Consider the following 19,633-nt stretch of genomic DNA (forward strand, 5'->3'; position numbering starts at 1 on the left):
CCGCTTGTGCAGGCGGGCTTCGGAGCTTCCTTGTACTGGAATCAACGAACGCCCATGAACAACGTCGCCCCGCCGGTCGCGGACCTACTCGAATTCATTGCCCAGGACGGCTGCACCGACGAACAGTTCGATCAGCTTGCGCTGCGGCTTTTCGCCTATCAGTACGGGGCCAGCGCGCCCTATCGCAGCTTCTGCCAGCGCCGCGGCGTGACCGTGCGCAACGTGAAGACGTGGAGCGATATCCCCGCGGTGCCCATCGACGCCTTCAAAGCGATGGAGCTGCGTTGTGAAGCGCCGCGGCCCGACGAGCGCGTGTTCATGACCAGCGGCACGACGCGCGCGGATATGCGCGGGCGCCACTTTCATCCGCATCTGGACGTCTATGACCTGTCCATGACCCGCAATTTCGCCCAGCGCGTCATGCAGGGCACGGCGCGTTTGCCAATGGGCATCTTGTTCCCCGACGAAATCGAGATGCCCAATTCGTCGCTGGCGCATTATCTGGCGCTGGCGAAGTCCGCGTTCGGCACGGAAGACAGCCGCTATTTCATGTCGGCGCAGGGCATCGACCTGGACGGCCTGTGGCGCCGGCTGGAAGAGGCCGAGCGCCGGGGCGAGCCCTATGCGCTGCTGGGCGCCAGCTTCAGCTTCGTGCATGTGATCGACGCGTTGCGCAAGGAAGGCCGTTCATTCCGCCTGCCGCCGGGCAGCCGCATCCTGGATACCGGCGGCTACAAGGGCCAGTCGCGCGAATTGCCGCTGGACACCTTCTATTCGGAACTGTCGGCGCTGCTGGGCGTGCCGCGCGCGCTGTGCATCAACATGTACGGCATGACGGAACTCAGCACGCAGTTCTACGATGACGGCAATGCCGTCGTGCCGTCGGTCAAGTCGGGCCCGCACTGGATCCGTTCGCGCCTGGTGGATCCGGCCACCGGCCAAACGGTGCCGGCCGGCGAGCGCGGCATCCTGGCGCACTGCGACCTGGGCAACTTCAATTCGGTCAACACCATCCTGACGGAAGACGTCGGGCTGCCGGCCGACGGCGGCTTCTTGCTGCTGGGCCGCGCCGAAGGCGCGCAGGCCAAGGGTTGTTCGCTGGCGGTGGAAGAATTCATCCGGTCGGCCACGCCATGAAGACCGTGCGGGTCGAAGCGGGATACTTGCCGGGACTGGCCGCGGCCGATGTCCAGTGGCAAGTCTTGCCGTTCGAGCAGGGCGGCCAGCGCGTCGACGTTGCGGTGCCGGTGTTGTCCGCGCCGCAGATGCAGGCGCTGGCACAGCGCGTCAAGCACGCCAGCGCGCAGCATCTGAAGACGATGACGGTGTCGGAAATCATCGCCGTCATCGACCGCGCCATCGCTCGCCTGCTGGATCCGGACGACCCGTATCGGCGGCAGGCCGACGCGCTGCTGCCGATCGTCAGCGGCTACGACGCCGAGATGGTGCGGCTAGGGCTGACCGGTTTTTTCAAGACCTTTCGCGCCCCGCAGCTGCATCGCTTCGTGGCCGAAGATTTTGCCAACCCCAAGGTGCTGGACGGTTTCCAGCCTGCGGCCAAGGGCGGCGCCGTGCGTGCCTACGGTCCGCAGCTGCTTGCGCACAGCTGGGCCGGCAATGTGCCCGCGCTGGCGCTATGGAGCCTGGTCTGCGGCCTGCTGGTGAAGGCGGGAAATATCGGCAAGCTGCCCAGCGCCGAACCGCTGTTCGCGGGCTGGTTCGCGCGACTGCTGGCGGAAACGCATCCGCCGCTGGCCGATTGCCTGGCCGTGGTGTGGTGGCGCGGCGCCGGCGGCGACGACGCGTCGGCGCTCTACGCCTTGGCCGACACGGTGGTGGCGTATGGCGGCAATGACGCGCTGCACGCCATTCAACGCCGCCTGCCCGTCACGACGCGTTTTCTGGCCCACGGCCACAAGCTGGGTTTCGGCGTGGTCAGCGCGATGGCGCTGGATGCCCAGAAGGCGCCCGCGCTAGCCCGCCGCGCCGCGTGGGACGTGATGCGCTATGACCAGCAAGGCTGTTATTCCCCGCATGTGTTCTATGTGCAGCGTGGCGGCCCGGTGTCGCCGCGCGACTTCGCCGGCTATCTGGCGGGCGAGCTGTCGAACCTGCAGCGGCGCTTTCCGCGCCGCGCGCTGGAACTGGAAGAATCGGCCGCCGTGGCGAAGTGGCGCCAGTCGATCGAATGGACGCTGTCGCCGGACGGCGCGGATGCCCTGATCGGCGACCCCGCCGCGCCCTGGAGCGTGGCCTACGCCGACGATGCGGCGTCGCTGACACCGACGGCCCTGCAGCGCAGCATCACGGTAGCCGGCATCGACGCGCTGGACGACGTGGCGCCGCTGGTGGAGGCTCGCCGCGAATTCCTGCAAACCGCCGGCGTTGCCGCCACGCCGGAAGAGCTGTACCGGCTGGCCGAGCAACTGGGCGCGGCGGGCGTCACGCGCATCAGCGCCATCGGCGCGATGAGCATGCCAGAAGCCGGCTGGCACCACGATGGCCGCTTCAATTTGCTGGACCTGGTTCGCATGGCCGAGATCGAGCCGTCCGCCGAAGCCGCGGCCGAACCGTACGCGCGCTACGAGCCATGAACGCCGATCCGTCCGCGCCTTTCCTGGACATCGAACGGGTCGTCTACACCTACCCCGGCAGGCCGGCCATCGTCGACGGTATCGACTGGCGGCTTGCGGCGGGCGGATTCCATTGCCTGGTCGGCCGCAGCGGCTGCGGCAAAACGACGCTGCTCAAGCTGGCCGCGGGCCTGCTGACGCCGCAGTCCGGCCGCGTCCGGCTGTGGGACGGCACGCCTGCCGCGCCTGGCCCACAGCTGGGCTATGTTTTTCAAGCGCCCACGCTGCTGGAATGGCGCCGCGTCATCGACAACGTGCTGCTGCCCGTGTCGCTGCAGCGCCGGCCATCCGCGAACGACATCGATCATGCGCACGAACTGCTGGCGATGCTGGGCCTGTCCGATCACGCGCGGCATTACCCCCGGCAATTGTCTGGCGGCCAGCAAAGCCGGGTGGCGCTGGCGCGAGCGTTGATCCTTCGCCCGGCCCTGCTGCTATTGGACGAGCCCTTCGCCGCGCTCGACGCGATCACGCGCGGCGAGCTGCAGGACGACCTGATCCGAATGTGCCGCCTGCGCAAGACGACCGTGCTGTTCGTCACGCATGACATCGGCGAGGCTGTGTACCTGGGCGACCGCGTCGCGGTCATGCATCAGGGGCGCATGGTGGCCGACGTGCATGTCGACCTGCCCGCGCCGCGCACGCAGTCGATGCGGCATGGCGCCGCCTTCAACGCGCATTGCGCGCAGGTGTTCGGATTCATGAACGGGGCGCGCCCATGAAGCAGGCTTTCAATTCCCGCCTGCTTGCGTGGGCCCTGCTTGCGGTGCTGGTGGGCGCCTGGGAGGCGACCGTGCGGCAAGCGGGCATCTCTGCGCTGGTGCTGCCCGCCCCTTCCGTCGTGGCCAAAACGTTGTGGACCAGCCTTGCCACCGGCTACCTGTGGCCACACATCGGCGCGACGCTTGCCGAAATGCTGCTGGGCCTGGCGCTGGGTGGCGCGGCCGGCCTGGCGATGGGCGTGGCGCTGGCCGAGTCGGCCCTGCTGGACCGTGTGCTCAAACCCTACGTCATTGTCAGCCAGGTGGTCCCCAAGCTGGCGCTGGCCCCCCTATTCGTGCTGTGGTTCGGATTCGGCATGGCGCCCACGGTCGTCATGACCGCCCTGATCTGCTTCTTTCCCTTGATGGAAAACACGTTGACCAGTCTGCGGCAGGTGGATCCGAATCGCCTGCAGCTATTCCGCATGCTGGGCGCCTCGCGCGGGCAGACCTTGCTGCGCCTGAAGCTGCCTGCGGGCCTGCCGGGCATTCTGGCCGGCTTGCGCGTGGCGCTGGTGCTGGCGCTGGTAGGCGCCGTGGTGGGCGAATTCATCGGAGCCAGCCGCGGGCTGGGCGCCGTCATCATCGCCGCGCAGGGCATGATGGACACGCCCCTCATGTTCGCCGCGCTGACCGCCATCGCTGCCATCGGATTGCTGGGCTATCAGGCCACGCTGATGCTGGAGCGGCGGCTGCTGCGCCCCTACGCCGATCATTCATGACATTTTCCAGGACTCTTCCCATGCTCCCGTCCCCTACCCGCCGCACGCTGCTGGCTGCGGCCGCGAGCCTCGCCGCGGCGTCTTTGGCGCCGCTGGCCGCGCGCGCGCAAGATGCCCGAACCGCTGCTTCCGGCAAGATCACGCTGGCCGGCTGGAGCAAGCCCATCAGTGAAATCACCAACATCCTGGCCGAACCCGACAAGGGCTTCTTCAAGGCGCAGGGCGTGGAACTGGTCTACCTGCCGGGCGCGGGTGGCGGCGACGCCATCCGCAATATCCTCAGCGGCCAGGCCGACGTGGCGTTCACCGACCCCGGCTCGTTCTTCATGGCCTTGGACAAGGGCGAAAAGCTGCGGGCCATCTACGACATCTATCCGCGGAACGTCTTCAACGTGGTGTCGCTGAAGTCGGCCGGCATCACGCGTCCGGCGGACTTGAAAGGCAAACGCATCGGTGTCTACAGCCTGGCCAGCGGCACGCGCCAGAACCTGCTGGTGCTGCTGCACCAGGCGGGCCTGACCGAAGCGGACGTTGAAATCGTGGTGACCGGCGTACTGAATTTCGCCCCCCTGCTGCAAGGCCAGGTCGATGCCACCGCGGCCACGGACACCGGGCTGCTGGTGGGACGCCGGCGCGGCCTGGGTGACGTCAACGTGATGAACGTGGCCGACACCCTTAACGTGTCCAGCGACCTGTTCGTGGTGCGCGAGCAGATTCTCCAACCCAAGCAGGCGCTGCTGCGATCCTTCCTGAAGGCATACCGCGACAGCGCCGCGTGGATGATCGCCCAGCCGGAGGAAGCCGCCACGCTGGCCGGCAAGCGCGCCATCGACGGCACCGACCGCGCCATCAACCTGGAAGTGATCAAGCTGCGCAATGCCGCGTCGATCGCCTCGGGCGGACGGCCGCTGGGCACGATCGATCTGGACTCGCTGCAGAAGGCGGCCGATGTCTACCGAGCGCTGGGCCTGGTGCAGCAGCGCATCGACGTGGCGGCCGCCGTGGACGCCAGCCTGCTGCCGGCGGCCTGACATGAACGCTGCCCTGAAGTTCGCAGGCAAGGTGGTGCTGGTGACCGGCGCCAGCCGCGGCATTGGCGCCGAGATCGCGCGCGGCTTTGCGCGGGAAGGCGCGACGGTGGTCGTCAATTACCTGAGCAATGCCGACGCGGCCCAGGCCGTGGTGGCGCAATGCCAGGCCGCCGGCGGCGACGCCTGGGCCGTGCAGGCTGACGTCGGTTCACCGGAAGCGGTGCGCGGCATGGTCGACGGCATCGTGCAGGACGCCGGCCGGCTGGATGTGGTCGTCAACAATGCCTTGCGGCATTACGCCTTCGATCCGCGCCAGCGGACGGCGTTCGACGACATCGCCTGGCAGGACTACCAGTCGCAATTCGACGGCGCGGTCGGCGCCGCGTTCAACGTCTGCCGCGCCGCGCTGCCGCATTTCAAGCAGCGCGCGCAAGGCTGCATCGTCAACATCGCCACCAATCTGGTCGAGCAACCGGTGGTGCCGTATCACGACTACACCACGGCCAAGGCCGCCCTGGTGGCGTTCAGCCGCAACCTGGCGTCGGAACTGGGCCCTTTCGGGATACGGGTCAACTGCGTCGCCCCCGGTTTGGTCTACCCGACGCAAGCCAGCGGCGCCGCCCAGGCATCGTTCCGCGAACAACTGGCCGCCGCCACGCCGCTGCGGCGCATCGCCCGGCCCGAAGACATCGCCGGCCCGGTGCTGTTCCTGGCGTCCGACTGGAGCGGATTCATGACCGGGCAAGTGCTGTTCGTGGACGGCGGACTGGTGATGCGCTAGAGTGGGTAGCACCCCGGTTCGCCGCATCCCAACGGAGTCGCGACATGCGCGTCCGAGCACGAATCCTTCATGGCCTGTTCGGATCGCTTTTCAGCCTGTTTCCCAGGCTGTTCATTGGCCCGTTCCTTGGGCTGCTCTTTGGCCTGCTCCTGGGGCTGCCTGCCCAGGCAAGCACGCAGGCCGCGTTGGCACCGCCCGCTCCCGCGCAGGCGCCGCCCCCTGTCATCCAGATCGCTGACATCCCCCTGCGGGCGGATACCGACATGCGCTACGCCGAAGGGGTGCTGCAACGCGCGGCGGCGCCCGATCCGGGCAACGCGCTCACGCCCGCGCTGGACGCCATCGCCCAGTCCGTCGACGAAAAGCTCTATGAATTCCAGCCGGCCCAGTTGCGCACCCTGCCCATCATGCGGGTGGAAAGCCTGGAACGGCATTGGCTCTTCGACGCGCGCCGATTGGCGCGTTGGCATGCCGACCTGCGGCAGGCCACGTCCTGGTACGCCAACGACGCCGCCGATCTGTTCCGCCGCCGGGTCGCCTGGCAGGCCCTCAAGGACGCCCCCGACGCCGCCAGCCTGCCACCCGCCCTGGCCGACCGCGTGGATGCAGTCCTGGCGCAGTTGAACGCTGCCGGGCAGGCGTTGTCGGCCCCCCTCTCCCGCCAGGTCGAACTGGAACAACGCGCCAACGCCGTCGAAGAACGGATCAAGACCGGCCAGCGCTCGGTGGCCGACGCGATCGACTACATCGACGCCCGCCTGATGCGCGTGGACTCGCCGCCGCTGTGGGCCTTGGGCGGGACGCAGAAAGCAGGCGAAAACACCATGGCCCTGCTGCGGACCGGCCTGGAGATCGAGGTGCGCTTCGCGCGGGACTACGGCGCGGCCGACAGCGGCAATCAGCGCGCCCTGCGCGTGCTGCAAGTGCTGCTGCTGCCGCTGTTGCTGTGGCTGGCCCGAAAGAGCCGCGACGCGATCCGCGCGGGCGTGATGAGCGAAACCGCCGCCGGCGTGCTGGGCCGCCCGCTATCCACGTGGCTGCTGCTGTCGATGCTGGGCGTGCTGGCCCTGGAGCCGGATGCGCCGCTGATGGTGCAGCAGGTTGCGCTGGTGTTGGCAGCCGTGCCCGTGCTGCGGCTGCTGCCGCCATCCGCCCGCCGGCAGATGGATTACTGGCCGCCCGTGATCACCGCCCTGTTCCTGGCCGAACGGCTGGGCTTCCTGTTCCTGGCCAACACGCTGTTCTACCGGATTTCCACCGTGGCGCTGACGGCGTGCGCGCTGGCCGCCATCTTGTGGCTGATGCGCCGCGTCCACCGCCTGACGCCTACCGCGTCGACGCCGCTGGGGCGCGCCCTGCGGGCCATTGCCTGGGGCGCCGCCGCGTTGCTGTGCGTGTCGCTGGCCGCCAACCTGTTCGGCAATGTGTCCCTGGCGGAAATGCTGACCAGCGCCGTCATCGGCAGCGGCTACTTCGGGCTGGTGCTGTACGCCGGCGTGACCGTCATCATCACGCTGCTGCAATTGCTGCTGGCGCGCCAGGGGATCTCGCGCTTTCGGCTGGCGCGCGACCATGCGCCACCCCTCGTGCAATTGCTGATCCGCCTGTTGACGGCGGGTGCCGCCGTGGGCTGGGCGCTCTACGCCATGGACCGCTTCCGCATCCTGCGCGCCACCTATGCGTTCGTGGCCGAAGTCCTTTCCTACACGCTGGCGGTGGGCGAGATCTCGATCAGCCTGGGCAACGTCCTGGTGTTCCTGATCTCGGTGGTGATCGCGTTCTGGGCGGCGCGCACGATACGCCTTGTACTGCACGACGAGGTGCTGACCCGCATGGCGCTGCCGCGCGGCGTAGGCAACAGCATCGCGTCGCTGACGTACTACCTGGTGCTGCTGCTGGGCCTGGGCATCGCGCTGTCGGCCGCGGGCTTCCAGACCAGCCAGTTGACCATCGTGTTCGGCGCGCTGGGCGTGGGCATCGGCTTCGGGCTGCAAGGCGTCGTGAACAACTTCGTGTCGGGGCTGATCCTGATGTTCGAACGCCCCATCCAACCCGGCGACGTGGTGGACATCAGCGGCACGTCCGGGCAGGTGCGCGACATCGGCATGCGGGCCACGCGGATCAAGACTTTCGAAGGTGCCGACGTCATCGTGCCGAACGGCACGCTGCTATCCGAAAAACTCACCAACTGGACGATGCTGGACCGCAGCCGGCGCATCGAAGTCAGTATCGGCGTGGCCTACGGTTCGGACCCGCGCGAGGTCATCACACTGCTGGCGAACGTGGCGCGGCAGACGCCGGGCATCGAGGCCGACCCCGCCCCGGTCGTGCTGTTCATGGGGTTCGGAGCCAGCGCGCTGGACTTCAGTCTGCGCGCCTGGACCACTGATTTCGACCGCTGGATCGATATCCGCAGCGACATGCTGACGGGCATGTACAGCGCGTTGAAGCAGGCCGGCATCGACATCCCGCTACCGCAACGCGACCTGCATCTGCGCAGCATTTCGGGCGACGCCAGCGCCATTCTGGCGGCACGGCAGCCACAGCCCGGAGAGCCGGCGCCGGGCTGAACCGCCGACCGGCGGCAGCCTACGCCGGCATTGCCTCTTTCACCAACTCGACCCAGTAATGCGCGCCCAGCGGCAGGATATCGTCGTTGAAATCGTAGTACGGGTTATGCACAGGCGGATTGTCGAGCCCCGGGCGCGCCGCCCCGACGAACACATAGGCGCCCGGCCGCTGCTCCAGCATGTAGGCAAAATCTTCCGACCCCATGCGCGGCGTGCACGCCGTGTCCACCTGTTCCGCCCCCACCACCCGCGAGGCAGCCCGGGCGGCCAGTTGCACTTCGGGGCCGGTGTTGACGCAGGCCGGATAGCCGCGGAACACCTGCACGTCGATCGACGCGCCCGAGGTCACGGCCACGCCCGCGCACACCTCGCGCAGCCGGCGCTCGGCCAGTTCGCGCGTGGCGGCCGTCAACGTGCGGCAACTGCCCCGCAGCTGCACGCTGTTGGGCACCACGTTCCAGGTATCGCCGGCATGGATCTGCGTGATGCTCAGGGCCAACGCGTCGGTCGGCTTCACATTCCGGCTGACGATGGTCTGCATGGCCACGACCAGCTGCGCCGCCGCCACGATGGGGTCCACGCCATGTTCCGGCTGGGCCGCGTGGCAGCCCTTGCCGGTCACCGTGATCTCGTAGGTATCGCAATTGGCCATCACCGTGCCCACGCGGGTCGCCACCGTCCCGAACGGCAGATTGGGCGAGTTGTGCAGCGCGAAGATGGCATCGCACGGGAATCGGTCGAAGAGCCCGTCGCGCACCATCGCCAGGCCGCCGCCCGCATGCTCTTCGGCGGGCTGGAAGATGAAATGCAGGGTGCCCCGCCAGCCGGGATCGCTGGCCAGATGATGGGCCGCGCCCAGCAGCATCGCGGTGTGGCCGTCGTGGCCGCAGCCATGCATCTTGCCGGCGATGGTGGACCGGTGCGAGGCATCGCCCAGCTCTTGCATGTCCAGCGCGTCCATGTCGGCGCGCAGGCCGATCACCGGCCCGGCGCCCCGCGCCATCGTGCCCACCACGCCGGTCTGGCCCAGCCCGCGATGCACGACGGCGCCGGCTCGCTCCAGTTCGCGGGCCACCAGGTCGGCCGTGCGAAATTCACAGAACGCGGTTTCAGGATGCGCGTGCAGATCGCGGCGCCATTCGCGCATTTGACGCAGCAAGTCAGGGCTGACGGGCGATTCGACGATGGTCATGGGACGGTCTCCGTAGGACAGGCTTGGGGGAAATACGGCTATCAACTATAGACAGGCCCGAGTACAAAGCCGATAGCAATGATCCGCACTTATCGATGCGGTTTTTGCAACGATTCCCCCTAAGCCAACACCGCGGCAAGGAAGCGCCTTGATGGAAGATGTCCTGGAGTTCAAGCGGACGCTATGTCTGCTGCAAGTCATCGAGACCGGCACCTTGCGAGCCGCGGCCGACCAGTTGAATACCGATCCGTCGGCCATCAGCCGCGCCATCGCACGGCTGGAATCGGACACCGGGCTGACCTTGCTGGAACGCCGCGGCCGCGGCGTCGTGCCCACCGATGCCGGCCGGCTGGTGGCGTTGTTCGCGCGCCGGCAGCAAGACTTGAACGAATCCTTCCAGGCCGAGGTCAACAACCTGAAAAGCGCGACTCGCGGCCATGTGGAACTGGCGCTGGGCGAGGGTTTCGTCGACATGCTGCTTGAACCCGTGCTGCTGTCGTTCGTGCGCGAACATCCCGACATCACCTACAGCATCCATGTCGCGGGCACCAACGAAACCGTGCGTTGCATCGTGGAAGAGCGCGCGCAGATCGCGCTGGCCTTCCAGCCGCCCAACGACGTGCGACTGCGGTCGCACTATTCGCGCGCCGCCCCCATGCGCGTCCACGTGCACAAGGCCCATCCCCTGGCCCGTACGCGCCGGGCCCTGCGGCTGTCGGACCTGGCGCCCTACGGCTGGGCCGCGATGGACGAATCGTTCGGCGTGCGTCAGCACATCCAGGCGGCGGAGCTGGACGAAAACGTCAAACTCAAACCCGCGCTGCTGACCAACTCGTTCAAGATCCTGTGGGAGTTCGCCAGCCAGGGGCTGGGCTATGTCGTGAACCCGCTGTCCATGCCGCTCAAGGGCGCGCAGTTCCGCCAGATGGTGTCGCTGCCGCTGGCCAACCCGATCCTGAACAACAGCCGCACCCACGTCATCAGCCTGGCCGGCCGCCACCTGCCGCCCGCGACGGCCAGCATGTTGCGCCACATCCTGAAGACGTTTCCCGCGCTGGAAGCCCGGCGCGTCTGACGCGTCCGCATGCCGGCCGACCCGCGCATCGTTGCGGAAATCACAATGATCCGACCCGCCGCCCGACATTGATGCGGGCAAACGCCGCTGCCTAGACTGCATGGAGCCGTCCGGAAATCCGGAACGCCCTAAAACAGCGAAGACAAGGGAGAAGCAGCATGCGTTGGAACCTACCGGCCCGGGCGGCCGCCATTTGCCTGGCGGCCTGCGCCGCCGCCCCGCTGGCGAATGCCGCGGAGTACCCCGCCGAAAAGCCCCTGAGCCTGATCGTGCCCTATCCGGCTGGCGGCGCCAGCGATGCCTCGGCACGGCAGTTCGGCGTGCACATCGCCCATGCGCTGAAACAGCAGGTCGTCGTGGAGAACGTGGGCGGCGGCGCCGGCATGCTGGGCGCGCGCCGCGTGCTGACCAGCCCGCCCGACGGCTACACCTTCCTGCACGGTTCCGCCAACGAGGTCATCCTGAGCCCGTTCCTGAACAGCGCGGCGCGCTACAAGCCCGAGGATTTCCGGCTGACCCAACCCATCAGCGAAGCCACCATCGTGTTGCTGGCGCGCGCCGACCTGCCCGTCTCGAACGTCGACGACTTCATCGCCTACGCCAAGCGCCCCGGGGCCAAGCCCCTGACCTTCGGCAGCGTCGGCGTGGGGTCGCTTTATCACATCATGACCGAGTACCTGGGACGGCGCGTGGGCGCTGAATTCCTGCATGTGCCGTACCGCGGCGCGGCGCCTGCCTTGCAGGACCTGATCGGCCGCCAGGTCGATTTCGCGGTCCTGCCCTACCAGCAGGCGATGGAAGGCATGGCGGCGCAGCAGCAGCTGAAGATATTGACCAGCTTTTCCGATACCTTGCCCACGCCGCTGGCCAAACTGCCGCGGATCTCGCAAAGCCAGACCATCCCGGACTTCGTCTACACGATCGCGGGCGGCTACTACGTGCGCCAGGACACGCCGGCGCCGGCCGTGGACACCCTGCGTCGCGCCGTCGGTTATGCGCTTTTGCAACCCGAACTGCGCGAGCGGATGGAAGCGGAAGGCCGTTTGCTGCTACCGCCCATGAGCCAGCAGGACGCCGACGCCTATGCGGTGGCGCAAGTCGCCAAATATCAGGAAATGATCCAGGCGCTGGGCCTCAAGCCGATGTAGCCACGGGCACCGTCAAGCCGTTCTTCACGCGGTTCATCACCACCAGCGTCGAGAAGCGCTTGACGTTCGGGTTGCCCCAGAAATGGCGCTGGGCGAAGACTTCGTATTCAGCCATGTCGGACATGGTCAGCGTCAACACGAAATCGACCTCGCCCGTGACCGAGAGGCACTGCATGATCTCGGGCGCGCCCTGCATCGCGCGCTTGAACTGATCAAGCTTGTCGGCGCGTTCGCTCTCCAGCGACACCAGCACCACCATCATGATGCCGCGGCCTACGGCGGCGGGGTCCACCACCGATACGTCGGCCGTGACCACGTTGGATTCGCGCAGCCGCTTCATGCGGCGCAGGCAGGACACCGGCGACAGGTTCACGCGCTGGGCGACGTCCTGGCTGGTGCGCTGGTTGTCTTCCTGCAGGCTTTGCAGGATTTGAAGGTCGAAATCGTCTAGTTCCATGGGGTCTCGGAACGCAGGGTATCCGGCCGAAGGGGGCCATCGCCAGATTCTAATCCTGACGGCGACGGAACCCGGCCCCATTTCGACGGGAAACTTCATTTCAGCCCGGCCTGACGCAGGAATTCATCAGCCGCCTTGCTTACACTGGGAGCCTGCCACCCGCCACGCGGGATTTCCAGCCGTATCCCGCAATGCCCTCACTCCAGCTTTTCCTGCTTTTCCTCGCCGCCGACGCGGCGCTCAAACTCACGCCCGGCCCGGACATGGCGCTGACGCTGTCACGCGGAATGACGCAAGGATTCCGGCCCGCCTTCCATAGCGTGTTGGGCAATGTGGCGGCCGGCTTCATCCAGGTGCCCGCCGTGGTGTTGGGCCTGGCGTCGGTGCTGCGCGCCTTTCCCGCGTTGTTCGTGGGCATCAAGGCGGCGGGCGGCCTGTACCTGGGCTATCTGGGTATCAAGGCGATCATCCGCTGCGCACAGTCGGCCGACGTGTCCTTGAGCGCCCGGCCGGGCGACGCCCGCGACGCCTTCTGGCAAGGGTTCATGACGAACCTGCTGAACCCGAAGGTGTTGCTGTTCATGATCGCGTTCCTGCCGCAGTTCACGACTCCGGACAACGGGCCGGTCTGGCTCCAGATGTTGGTGCTGGGCATCACGATGAAGGTGCTGAGCCTGCCCTACGGCAGCTTCTTCGCCTATGGCGCGTCGCGCATCCGCGGCTGGGTCGGGCGCAATCCGTGGTTCCTGCGGATGCAGCAAGGCTTGCTGGGCGCCATCATGGTCGGCCTGGCCCTGTTTGTGCTTTACTCCACCGCCGCGAACCCAACCCCCTGATTCCCCGCTTTTCGCCTCACGCCGCTTCCATGACCGCCGCCACGCTGAATACCGGGCACAACGCCTCGGCCTCCACCCTGCTTCCCACCCTGTCGCTGATTGGCGCCATGGCCTCGCTGTGCATTGGCACGTCGTTCGCCAAGTCGCTGTTTCCCGAAGTGGGCGCCCAGGGCACGACGGCCTACCGCATCGTCATCGGGGCAATCATCCTGATCGCGTTCTGGCGCCCGTGGCGCTTTCCGCTGACCCGCCAGAACGCCGCCAAGATCGCGTTGTACGGCGTCACGCTGGCCTGCATGAACCTGCTGTTCTACATGGCGCTGCGCACGCTGCCGCTGGGCGTGGCGATCGCCATTGAATTCACCGGGCCGCTGACGCTGGCGGTGGTGCTGTCGCGGCGCGCGATCGATTTCGTCTGGATCGCCTGCGCGCTGACCGGACTGGTGCTGCTGATCCCCACCGGGCAATCCATCCATGACCTGGACCCGACCGGCATCGCCTACGCGCTGGCCGCCGCGGTCTGCTGGGCGCTCTACATCATCTTCGGCAAGATGGCCGGCAATGTGCACGGCGGGCAGGCGACGTCGCTGGGCCTGCTGGCGGCGACGATGGTCGCCCTGCCCGTGGGCGCGGCCCACGCGGGCATGGCCTTGCTTGACCCCAAGCTGATCCTGGCCGGCATCGGCGTAGGCATCCTGTCCAGCGCGCTGCCGTATTCATTGGAAATGGTGGCGTTGCGGCGTTTGCCGCAGAAAACCTTCGGCGTGCTGCTCAGCATGGAACCCGCGATGGGCGCGTTGGCCGGCGTGATCGTGCTGAATGAACACCTGACCCAAACGCAGTGGCTGGCCATCTGCGGGATCATCCTGGCATCCGCGGGTTGCGCCGCGACCGCGCAGCGCACCCGCAAGCTGCCTGCCCCACCGGCTCCGGACTAAGCCGGGCCGAAGCGCCAGGCCCGGCACCAGCCCCGGCTTGCTGCGCTTTACTCCGCCGAAATGCCTTTGTGGCGGATCACCGCACCCCAGCGCTTGTATTCCTCCCCGGCATAGGCAGCGAATGCCTGCGGTGTACTGCCGGTGGGCTCCATGCCTTGCAGCGTCAATTGCTTGATCACGTCGGGCGATTGCAGCGCCGCGACGATGGCGCGGCTAAGTTTTTCGACAATGGGCGCTGGCGTGCCAGCCGGCGCCACCACGCCTTGCCACGCCGCCGCTTCAAACACATGCCCGCCTGCTTCCGCGAAGGTAGGCACGTCCGGCAGTTGCGCCGACCGCCGTGCCGACGGCACCGCGATGGCGCGCAGCTTGCCCGCCTGGATCAACGGCCGGGCGGCGGCCAGGTCGGCCATCATCATCGGCACCACGCCGGAAGCGACGTCCTGCAAGGCGGGCGGCGTGCCCTTGTAGGGAATGGCCGTCGCCCGACCGCCGAACGATTCCAGGAACAGTTCCATGGCCAGATGATGGGGGCTGCCCACGCCCAACGAGGCATAGCTGCCCGGCTTGGGGCTACGCAGGTAAGCCATCACCGCAGGCAGGTCGGCCAGGCCGGAATCGGGCGAGACCACCAGCACGATGGGCAGCGCCACCAGCGTCGATACCGGCGTCAGGTTCCTGGCCGGATCGTAGGGCAGGTTCTTGTACAGCCAGGGGTTCAGGGCCAGGGTGCTCATGCCCGCCGTCATCAGCGTATAGCCGTCGGGCGCGGCACGGGCGGTTTCTTGCGCGGCGACGATGGTGGCGGCGCCAGGCCGGTTTTCGACCACCACCGTCTGGCCCAACGAATCGCCCACGTGCCGGGCGACGATACGGGTGGCGATATCGCTGCCCCCGCCGGGGCTGAACGGCACCAGCCAACGGATCGGATGGTCGGGGAAGTCCGCAGCGGGAGCCGGGGCGGAAAACGCGGCGGCCCCCGTCAGCGCCGCCACCAGCAAGGCGCGGCGGATGTAGCTTGTGGTCATGACCTGGTCTCCTCGAATGGCGTTCGATTGCTTCTTATTAGTTAACATATTAATTATATTTACAGCGACGCGCATTTCAGGGCAACCCGGGAAACCCTCATCGGGAAATCGCGCATTGGCAGCAATCGCGGCAGTCAGCCACGGGCGGCGGACAGCCACCGCAGGCCGGCCGACGTGTCGCCCGCGGGGCGATATTCGCAGCCAATCCAGCCGCGGTAATCCAGTTCGCGCAGCACGTTGAACACCCAGCCGTAATCAAGCTCGCCCCGGTCCGGCTCGTGGCGCAGCGGCACGCCAGCAATCTGCAGGTGGCCCACCCGCCCGGTGGGCAGGTATTCGCGCAGCTTGGCGGTGACGTCGCCTTCCACGATCTGGCAATGGTAGAGGTCCATCTGCACCTTCAGATTAGGCGCGTTGACCGCCTGCACGATGGCATGCGCGTCGTCTTGGCGGTTGAGGATATAGCCCGGAATGTCGCGCGTATTGATGGGCTCGATCAGCACCGTGACGCCCGCCGAACTGGCCTGACGCGCGGCCCAGGCCAGGTTCTCGCGATAGCAGTCCAGCAGGGCCTCGCGCGGTATGTCCGCCGGCGCCAGGCCCGCCATCACGTGGACGTTCGAGCAGGACAGTGCCGTTGCGTAAGCCAGCGCCTGTTCGATGCCCGCCTGGAATTCCGCTTGCCGGCCGGGCAACGCCGCCAGCCCGCGCTCGCCCTGGCTGACCACGCCGGGCGGCGCGTTGAACAGCACTTGCGACACGCCGGCCGCATCCATGCGCGCGCGCACGAGGGCCGCGGGGGCCTCGTACGGGAACATGCATTCCACGCCCAGGAACCCATCCGCCGCGGCGGCGGCATAGCGGTCCAGGAACGCGTGTTCCGGGTACATCATCGACAGGTTGGCGGCGAATTTCAGCATGGCGGGCTCCGGGCCGGGCGGCATCTCCGGCAACTTAGCACACCGCCCGCCGCTCGGGCTGCCAGCGCCGGAATCCCGCCGTCGAAACGGAGCACCCGGCGCGCAGCAGCAGACGATCAGTACGTCATCCGCACGCCCAGCAGCACGCTGCGGCCCGGCAGCGGCGCCACCGACGAGATGAACGACGCATGGTTGTAGGCCAGCTTGTTCAACAGATTTGTGCCGCGCAGATAGACTTCGTAGCCCGTCTCGCCGTAGCGGCCGCGATACGCGACCACGGCGTTGACCTGGTTGTAGCCCGGGGTGCTGTCTTCGTACGACGCAATGTCCTTTTGCGAGAACACGCGCGCGTATTCCACGCCGCCCGACCACTGTTGCCACGTCACGTTGCCGCGCACACCCGCACGCGCCGCCGGAATGCGCGGCAGATTGCCGTCGCCGCTTGTCAGCTTGCCGCGCACGTAGTCGCCGAACACCGCCGCCGAGAACACGGGGGTGAACTGGTGCCGCAACTCGCCTTCGACGCCCGTGAATTCGGCGTCGCGCTGCGTGTATTCGATCAGGCGGAAGTCTTCATAACGGTCCAGCGTATTCGCGTAGATGTAGTTCTTGACCCGGTTGTGGAACACGCTGGCCGAGAACGTGGTGTCGCCCGAGTGCTTGCGCAGGGTCAGGTCGATGTTGTGCGATGTTTCGCGGCCCAGGTCGGCGTTGCCCAGCTCGTACGTGTTGGTGGCCAGGTGGACGCCGTCCGCGTACAGTTCCTGCGCATTGGGCAGCCGTTGCGAACGCGACAAGGACAGCGCCACGGAGTACTGCGGCGCAAAGTCCCAGATGGCCGCGGCCGACAGCGAGGTGCCCGACAGGCTGCTGCGCGCGGCGCCGCCCGACGGCGAAATGCGCTGCCAGTCCTGGCGTGCGCCCACTTCAAAGCGCCAATCGTTCAACTGGTATTCCTCCAGCACGAACAGGCCGTTGGAGCGCGTCTTGCTGCGGGGCAGGAACGCTTCTTCCCCCTCGGCCCGGAAATCGCTGTAGGCGTTCTGCACGCCCACCACGCCGCGCCAGCCAGCGATGGGCTTGTGCTGCAGCTCCACGCGCAGGTCGTAGCCCTTGTTCTTGAAACGCGTGCCCACCTGCCCGTCTTCGATCTCGTCGTGCTGGTAGTCGGTCAGGCCGCCGCGTACACGGATTTTTTCGAAGCCCGCGAACGGGTCCTGGTATTCCGCGCGCAGGTCCAGCCGGTTGCTGCGCAGCTTCACGTAGGGCACGTCACCGCCCTCATGTTCGTGCTCGTGGTCGTGCCCTTCTTCCTCTTCGCCGTGGTCGTGGCCGCCGCAATGCAGGTGCGTGCCGTGCGGATGGCAGCCTTCGTATTCATGGTTGTGGCCGGGCAGACCGTATTTGCTTTCCAGGTGCGTGAACGCCAGGCCCACGTAGCCGCGCGGCGTGATCCACGACATGCCGACCGACCCTTGCGACGACTCGCTGTACGAACCCGCCAACTTTCCACCCGGCCAATCGGGCACGTCGTAGTCGCTGGTGCGGCGCTTCATGCCTTCCACGCGCACGGCGAACTGGCCTTCGCCCGCGGTGATGCCCACGGCGCCCGCGCGCTCCTTGGTGCCGGTTGCGCCGCGCAATTCGGCTTCGGCCTCGATACCCTTTTCCGGGACGTACGTCGGGATCTTCTTGTCCACCACGTTCACCACGCCACCGATGGCGCCGCCGCCGTACAGCAGGGTGGCCGGCCCGCGCAGCACTTCGATACGCTCGGCCAACATCGGCTCGACCGTCACCGCGTGATCGGGGGAAATGCTGGACGCGTCCATCACCTCGGACCCGTCGGACAGCACCTTGACGCGCGGCGCGGTCTGGCCGCGGATCACCGGACGGCTGGCGCCGCCGCCAAAGGTGTCGCTATTGACGCCCGGCAGGTTCTTCAGCGTGTCGCCCAAGGTGCCGGCGCGTTGTTCGATCAGCGCATCGCCCTCCAGCACGGAGGCAGGCAAGGTCGTGCTGTTCAAGTCCAGGCCCAACGGGTTGGCGGACACCGTGATGGGGGCCAGCGTCTTGGCGCGTTCGGATTCGGCCTGGGCCTCGGCCTGCGCGACGGGTGCGATCAGCATCAACGAACACACCAGCGGTTTCAACGCGCCGCGGCGGTTGGCCCGCAGCGCCTGTGCCCCGGCTCTTTCCTCATTGGCCCCTAGCTTCTTGCCTTTCATCTTCGCTCTCTTGGATGTTATATCATTACAAATAACTGACGAATGATATAACATTTCATGATTGACGCAAGATGACGCAGGGCGACTTCGTTCAGACGTAATCGCGCGGCCGGGGCTATCGGCCGCGCTGAACCGCGATCAATGGGCCGGACGCAGCGCTACCGCGTCCTGACGCCCGCGCCGATCAACCCGCCTTGAATTCCTTGTTCCAGAATTCCAGCATGTCGGCCTTGCCTTCCGTCAGGCGTTTCAGGTCATAGGCATGCAGCAGCTTCACTTCCGCCTCCGAGAAGCCCACGCGCTTCAGGTTGTCGGGCAGCGACGCATTCGTGACGGTGGGCGCGTAACCCATTTTTTCGGCGAAACCGATCTGGCCTTGCGGGTCCAGCATCGCGTTCAGGTATTCCCAGGCCGCATCCTTGTTGCGGCTGTTCTTGGCGATACCGGCTTCGAACGACACCGGCACCGAACCTTCCTTGGGGATCACGAAGCCCAGTGGCAAACCGCTGTCCTTCCACTGCAAGGCGCGCGCCTTCCACATGCATGCGATGGCGATTTCGCCGGACTTGAAGGCGGACGCGACCGCCTCGTTGGACGGGTAGATGCGCGGCGCGTTGGCCTTGAGCTTGGTCAGGAAGCGCTTGCCGCCGTCGAAGCTCTTGGTGTCGCCGCCCGCGCCCAGGCCCACGAAGACGGCGTTGTACAGGTACAGAATGTCCGAAAAGCCCACTTGGCCCTTCAGCTTGGGATCCAGCAGCGCTTCCAGGGAATCCGGCGGCGTCGGGAACTTCTCGGTGTTGTAGACCAACGTCATCGCGCTGAAGATATGCGGGATCGAATACGCGGTTTTCAGCGCGCCGATGGCATGCGCCAGATTGGGCAGCTTGCTCGCGTCGATCGGCTCCAGCGTGCCCGAGCGTTCGGCGTCGTACATGTCGACTTCACCCAGCAGCGCGACGTCCATGCTGCCGCGCCGCGAGTTCTTTTCGGCGCGCAGCTTGGTGACGCGGCCGACGGCGTTGCCCGTGTCGTAGACGACCTTCACGCCCTTCTTGTCGATGATGGGGTTGATGATCTGTTGCAGCAGGTTCTGGTAATCGCCGCCCCAGGTGCCCACGACGATCTCTTTTTCGGCGGCGTGCGCCATGCCAGGCACCCAGCCCAGCGCGGGTGCCAGCGCCAGGCCGGAAGCGGTCTTGATGAAGCCACGGCGAGTCAGGTTTTTCTCTTGCATAACAACCTCGTATCGAAGGGGAACTGACGACTTGCTACGGTGCGGACGCGTGACCGGCTGTGCCCGGCCGCGCGTCCCG

Annotated in this window: 17 protein-coding genes; 11 read left to right on the top strand and 6 right to left on the bottom strand. The window is 66.9% G+C overall.

Going from position 1 to position 19,633, the window contains the following annotated elements; all coding sequences use genetic code 11:
* Positions 1-54: 54 nt before the first annotated feature.
* From CQ050_RS20870 to CQ050_RS20900, 7 genes are read left to right on the top strand one after another with little or no spacing between them, the layout of a single operon-like run.
* Entirely contained in the window at positions 55-1,137 is a 1,083-nt protein-coding gene (locus CQ050_RS20870) for a long-chain fatty acid--CoA ligase (protein ID WP_105558741.1), read from the top strand.
* Positions 1,134-2,594, top strand: coding sequence for an acyl-CoA reductase (locus tag CQ050_RS20875; RefSeq protein WP_105558742.1), 1,461 nt, complete (start codon positions 1,134-1,136; stop codon positions 2,592-2,594). The genes CQ050_RS20870 and CQ050_RS20875 overlap by 4 nt, the downstream gene beginning before the upstream one ends.
* Positions 2,591-3,355, top strand: a complete 765-nt coding sequence (locus CQ050_RS20880) for an ABC transporter ATP-binding protein (RefSeq protein WP_105558743.1) — start codon at positions 2,591-2,593, stop codon at positions 3,353-3,355. The genes CQ050_RS20875 and CQ050_RS20880 overlap by 4 nt, the downstream gene beginning before the upstream one ends.
* On the top strand, positions 3,352-4,116 hold the full coding sequence (locus tag CQ050_RS20885) for an ABC transporter permease (protein ID WP_105558744.1): 765 nt from the start codon (positions 3,352-3,354) through the stop codon (positions 4,114-4,116). The genes CQ050_RS20880 and CQ050_RS20885 overlap by 4 nt, the downstream gene beginning before the upstream one ends.
* Before the next feature lie 20 nt (positions 4,117-4,136).
* Positions 4,137-5,147 (top strand): ABC transporter substrate-binding protein, encoded by a 1,011-nt coding sequence (locus CQ050_RS20890; protein ID WP_105558745.1) that lies wholly within the window; start codon positions 4,137-4,139, stop codon positions 5,145-5,147.
* Position 5,148: 1 nt separating this feature from the next.
* Positions 5,149-5,928 carry a 3-oxoacyl-ACP reductase gene (locus CQ050_RS20895; RefSeq protein ID WP_105558746.1) on the top strand — a complete coding sequence of 260 codons (780 nt, stop codon included), beginning with the start codon at positions 5,149-5,151 and terminating at the stop codon, positions 5,926-5,928.
* A gap of 44 nt (positions 5,929-5,972) precedes the next feature.
* Complete coding sequence (locus tag CQ050_RS20900) at positions 5,973-8,498, top strand: mechanosensitive ion channel family protein (RefSeq protein ID WP_105558747.1); 2,526 nt, start codon at positions 5,973-5,975, stop codon at positions 8,496-8,498.
* A 19-nt stretch (positions 8,499-8,517) separates the two neighbouring features.
* On the opposite strand, the gene CQ050_RS20905 is transcribed toward CQ050_RS20900, so the two are convergent.
* Positions 8,518-9,690, bottom strand: coding sequence for a M20 aminoacylase family protein (locus tag CQ050_RS20905; RefSeq protein ID WP_105558748.1), 1,173 nt, complete (start codon positions 9,688-9,690; stop codon positions 8,518-8,520).
* Between the two features lie 151 nt (positions 9,691-9,841).
* Here CQ050_RS20905 and CQ050_RS20910 point away from each other — a divergent pair, with 151 nt between their 5' ends.
* Positions 9,842-10,765 carry a LysR family transcriptional regulator gene (locus CQ050_RS20910; protein ID WP_105558749.1) on the top strand — a complete coding sequence of 308 codons (924 nt, stop codon included), beginning with the start codon at positions 9,842-9,844 and terminating at the stop codon, positions 10,763-10,765.
* A gap of 158 nt (positions 10,766-10,923) precedes the next feature.
* The gene (locus CQ050_RS20915; protein WP_105558750.1) at positions 10,924-11,913 is read left to right on the top strand and encodes a tripartite tricarboxylate transporter substrate binding protein; all 990 of its coding nucleotides are present in this window, start codon (positions 10,924-10,926) and stop codon (positions 11,911-11,913) included.
* Here CQ050_RS20915 and CQ050_RS20920 read toward each other — a convergent pair.
* Positions 11,900-12,370 (bottom strand): Lrp/AsnC family transcriptional regulator, encoded by a 471-nt coding sequence (locus CQ050_RS20920; protein WP_105558751.1) that lies wholly within the window; start codon positions 12,368-12,370, stop codon positions 11,900-11,902. The genes CQ050_RS20915 and CQ050_RS20920 overlap by 14 nt on opposite strands.
* A 191-nt stretch (positions 12,371-12,561) precedes the next feature.
* On the opposite strand from CQ050_RS20920, the gene CQ050_RS20925 reads away from it, so the two are divergent.
* Entirely contained in the window at positions 12,562-13,206 is a 645-nt protein-coding gene (locus tag CQ050_RS20925) for a LysE family translocator (protein WP_105558752.1), read from the top strand.
* Positions 13,207-13,235: 29 nt separating this feature from the next.
* Entirely contained in the window at positions 13,236-14,144 is a 909-nt protein-coding gene (locus CQ050_RS20930) for a DMT family transporter (RefSeq protein WP_105558753.1), read from the top strand.
* A 47-nt stretch (positions 14,145-14,191) separates the two neighbouring features.
* Here the strand turns inward: CQ050_RS20930 and CQ050_RS20935 are convergent, their stop codons facing one another.
* From CQ050_RS20935 to CQ050_RS20950, 4 genes are all read right to left on the bottom strand, one after another.
* Positions 14,192-15,172 (bottom strand): tripartite tricarboxylate transporter substrate binding protein, encoded by a 981-nt coding sequence (locus tag CQ050_RS20935; RefSeq protein ID WP_105558754.1) that lies wholly within the window; start codon positions 15,170-15,172, stop codon positions 14,192-14,194.
* Positions 15,173-15,306: 134 nt separating this feature from the next.
* The gene (gene otnI, locus CQ050_RS20940; protein WP_105558755.1) at positions 15,307-16,092 is read right to left on the bottom strand and encodes a 2-oxo-tetronate isomerase; all 786 of its coding nucleotides are present in this window, start codon (positions 16,090-16,092) and stop codon (positions 15,307-15,309) included.
* 116 nt (positions 16,093-16,208) lie between these two features.
* Positions 16,209-18,320, bottom strand: a complete 2,112-nt coding sequence (locus CQ050_RS20945; protein WP_105558756.1) for a TonB-dependent receptor domain-containing protein — start codon at positions 18,318-18,320, stop codon at positions 16,209-16,211.
* A gap of 184 nt (positions 18,321-18,504) precedes the next feature.
* Complete coding sequence (locus tag CQ050_RS20950) at positions 18,505-19,554, bottom strand: ABC transporter substrate-binding protein (protein WP_105558757.1); 1,050 nt, start codon at positions 19,552-19,554, stop codon at positions 18,505-18,507.
* Positions 19,555-19,633: the final 79 nt, after the last annotated feature.

Source organism: Achromobacter sp. MYb9 (assembly GCF_002975275.1).
In the GTDB taxonomy this organism is placed as follows: Bacteria; Pseudomonadota; Gammaproteobacteria; order Burkholderiales; family Burkholderiaceae_B; genus Achromobacter.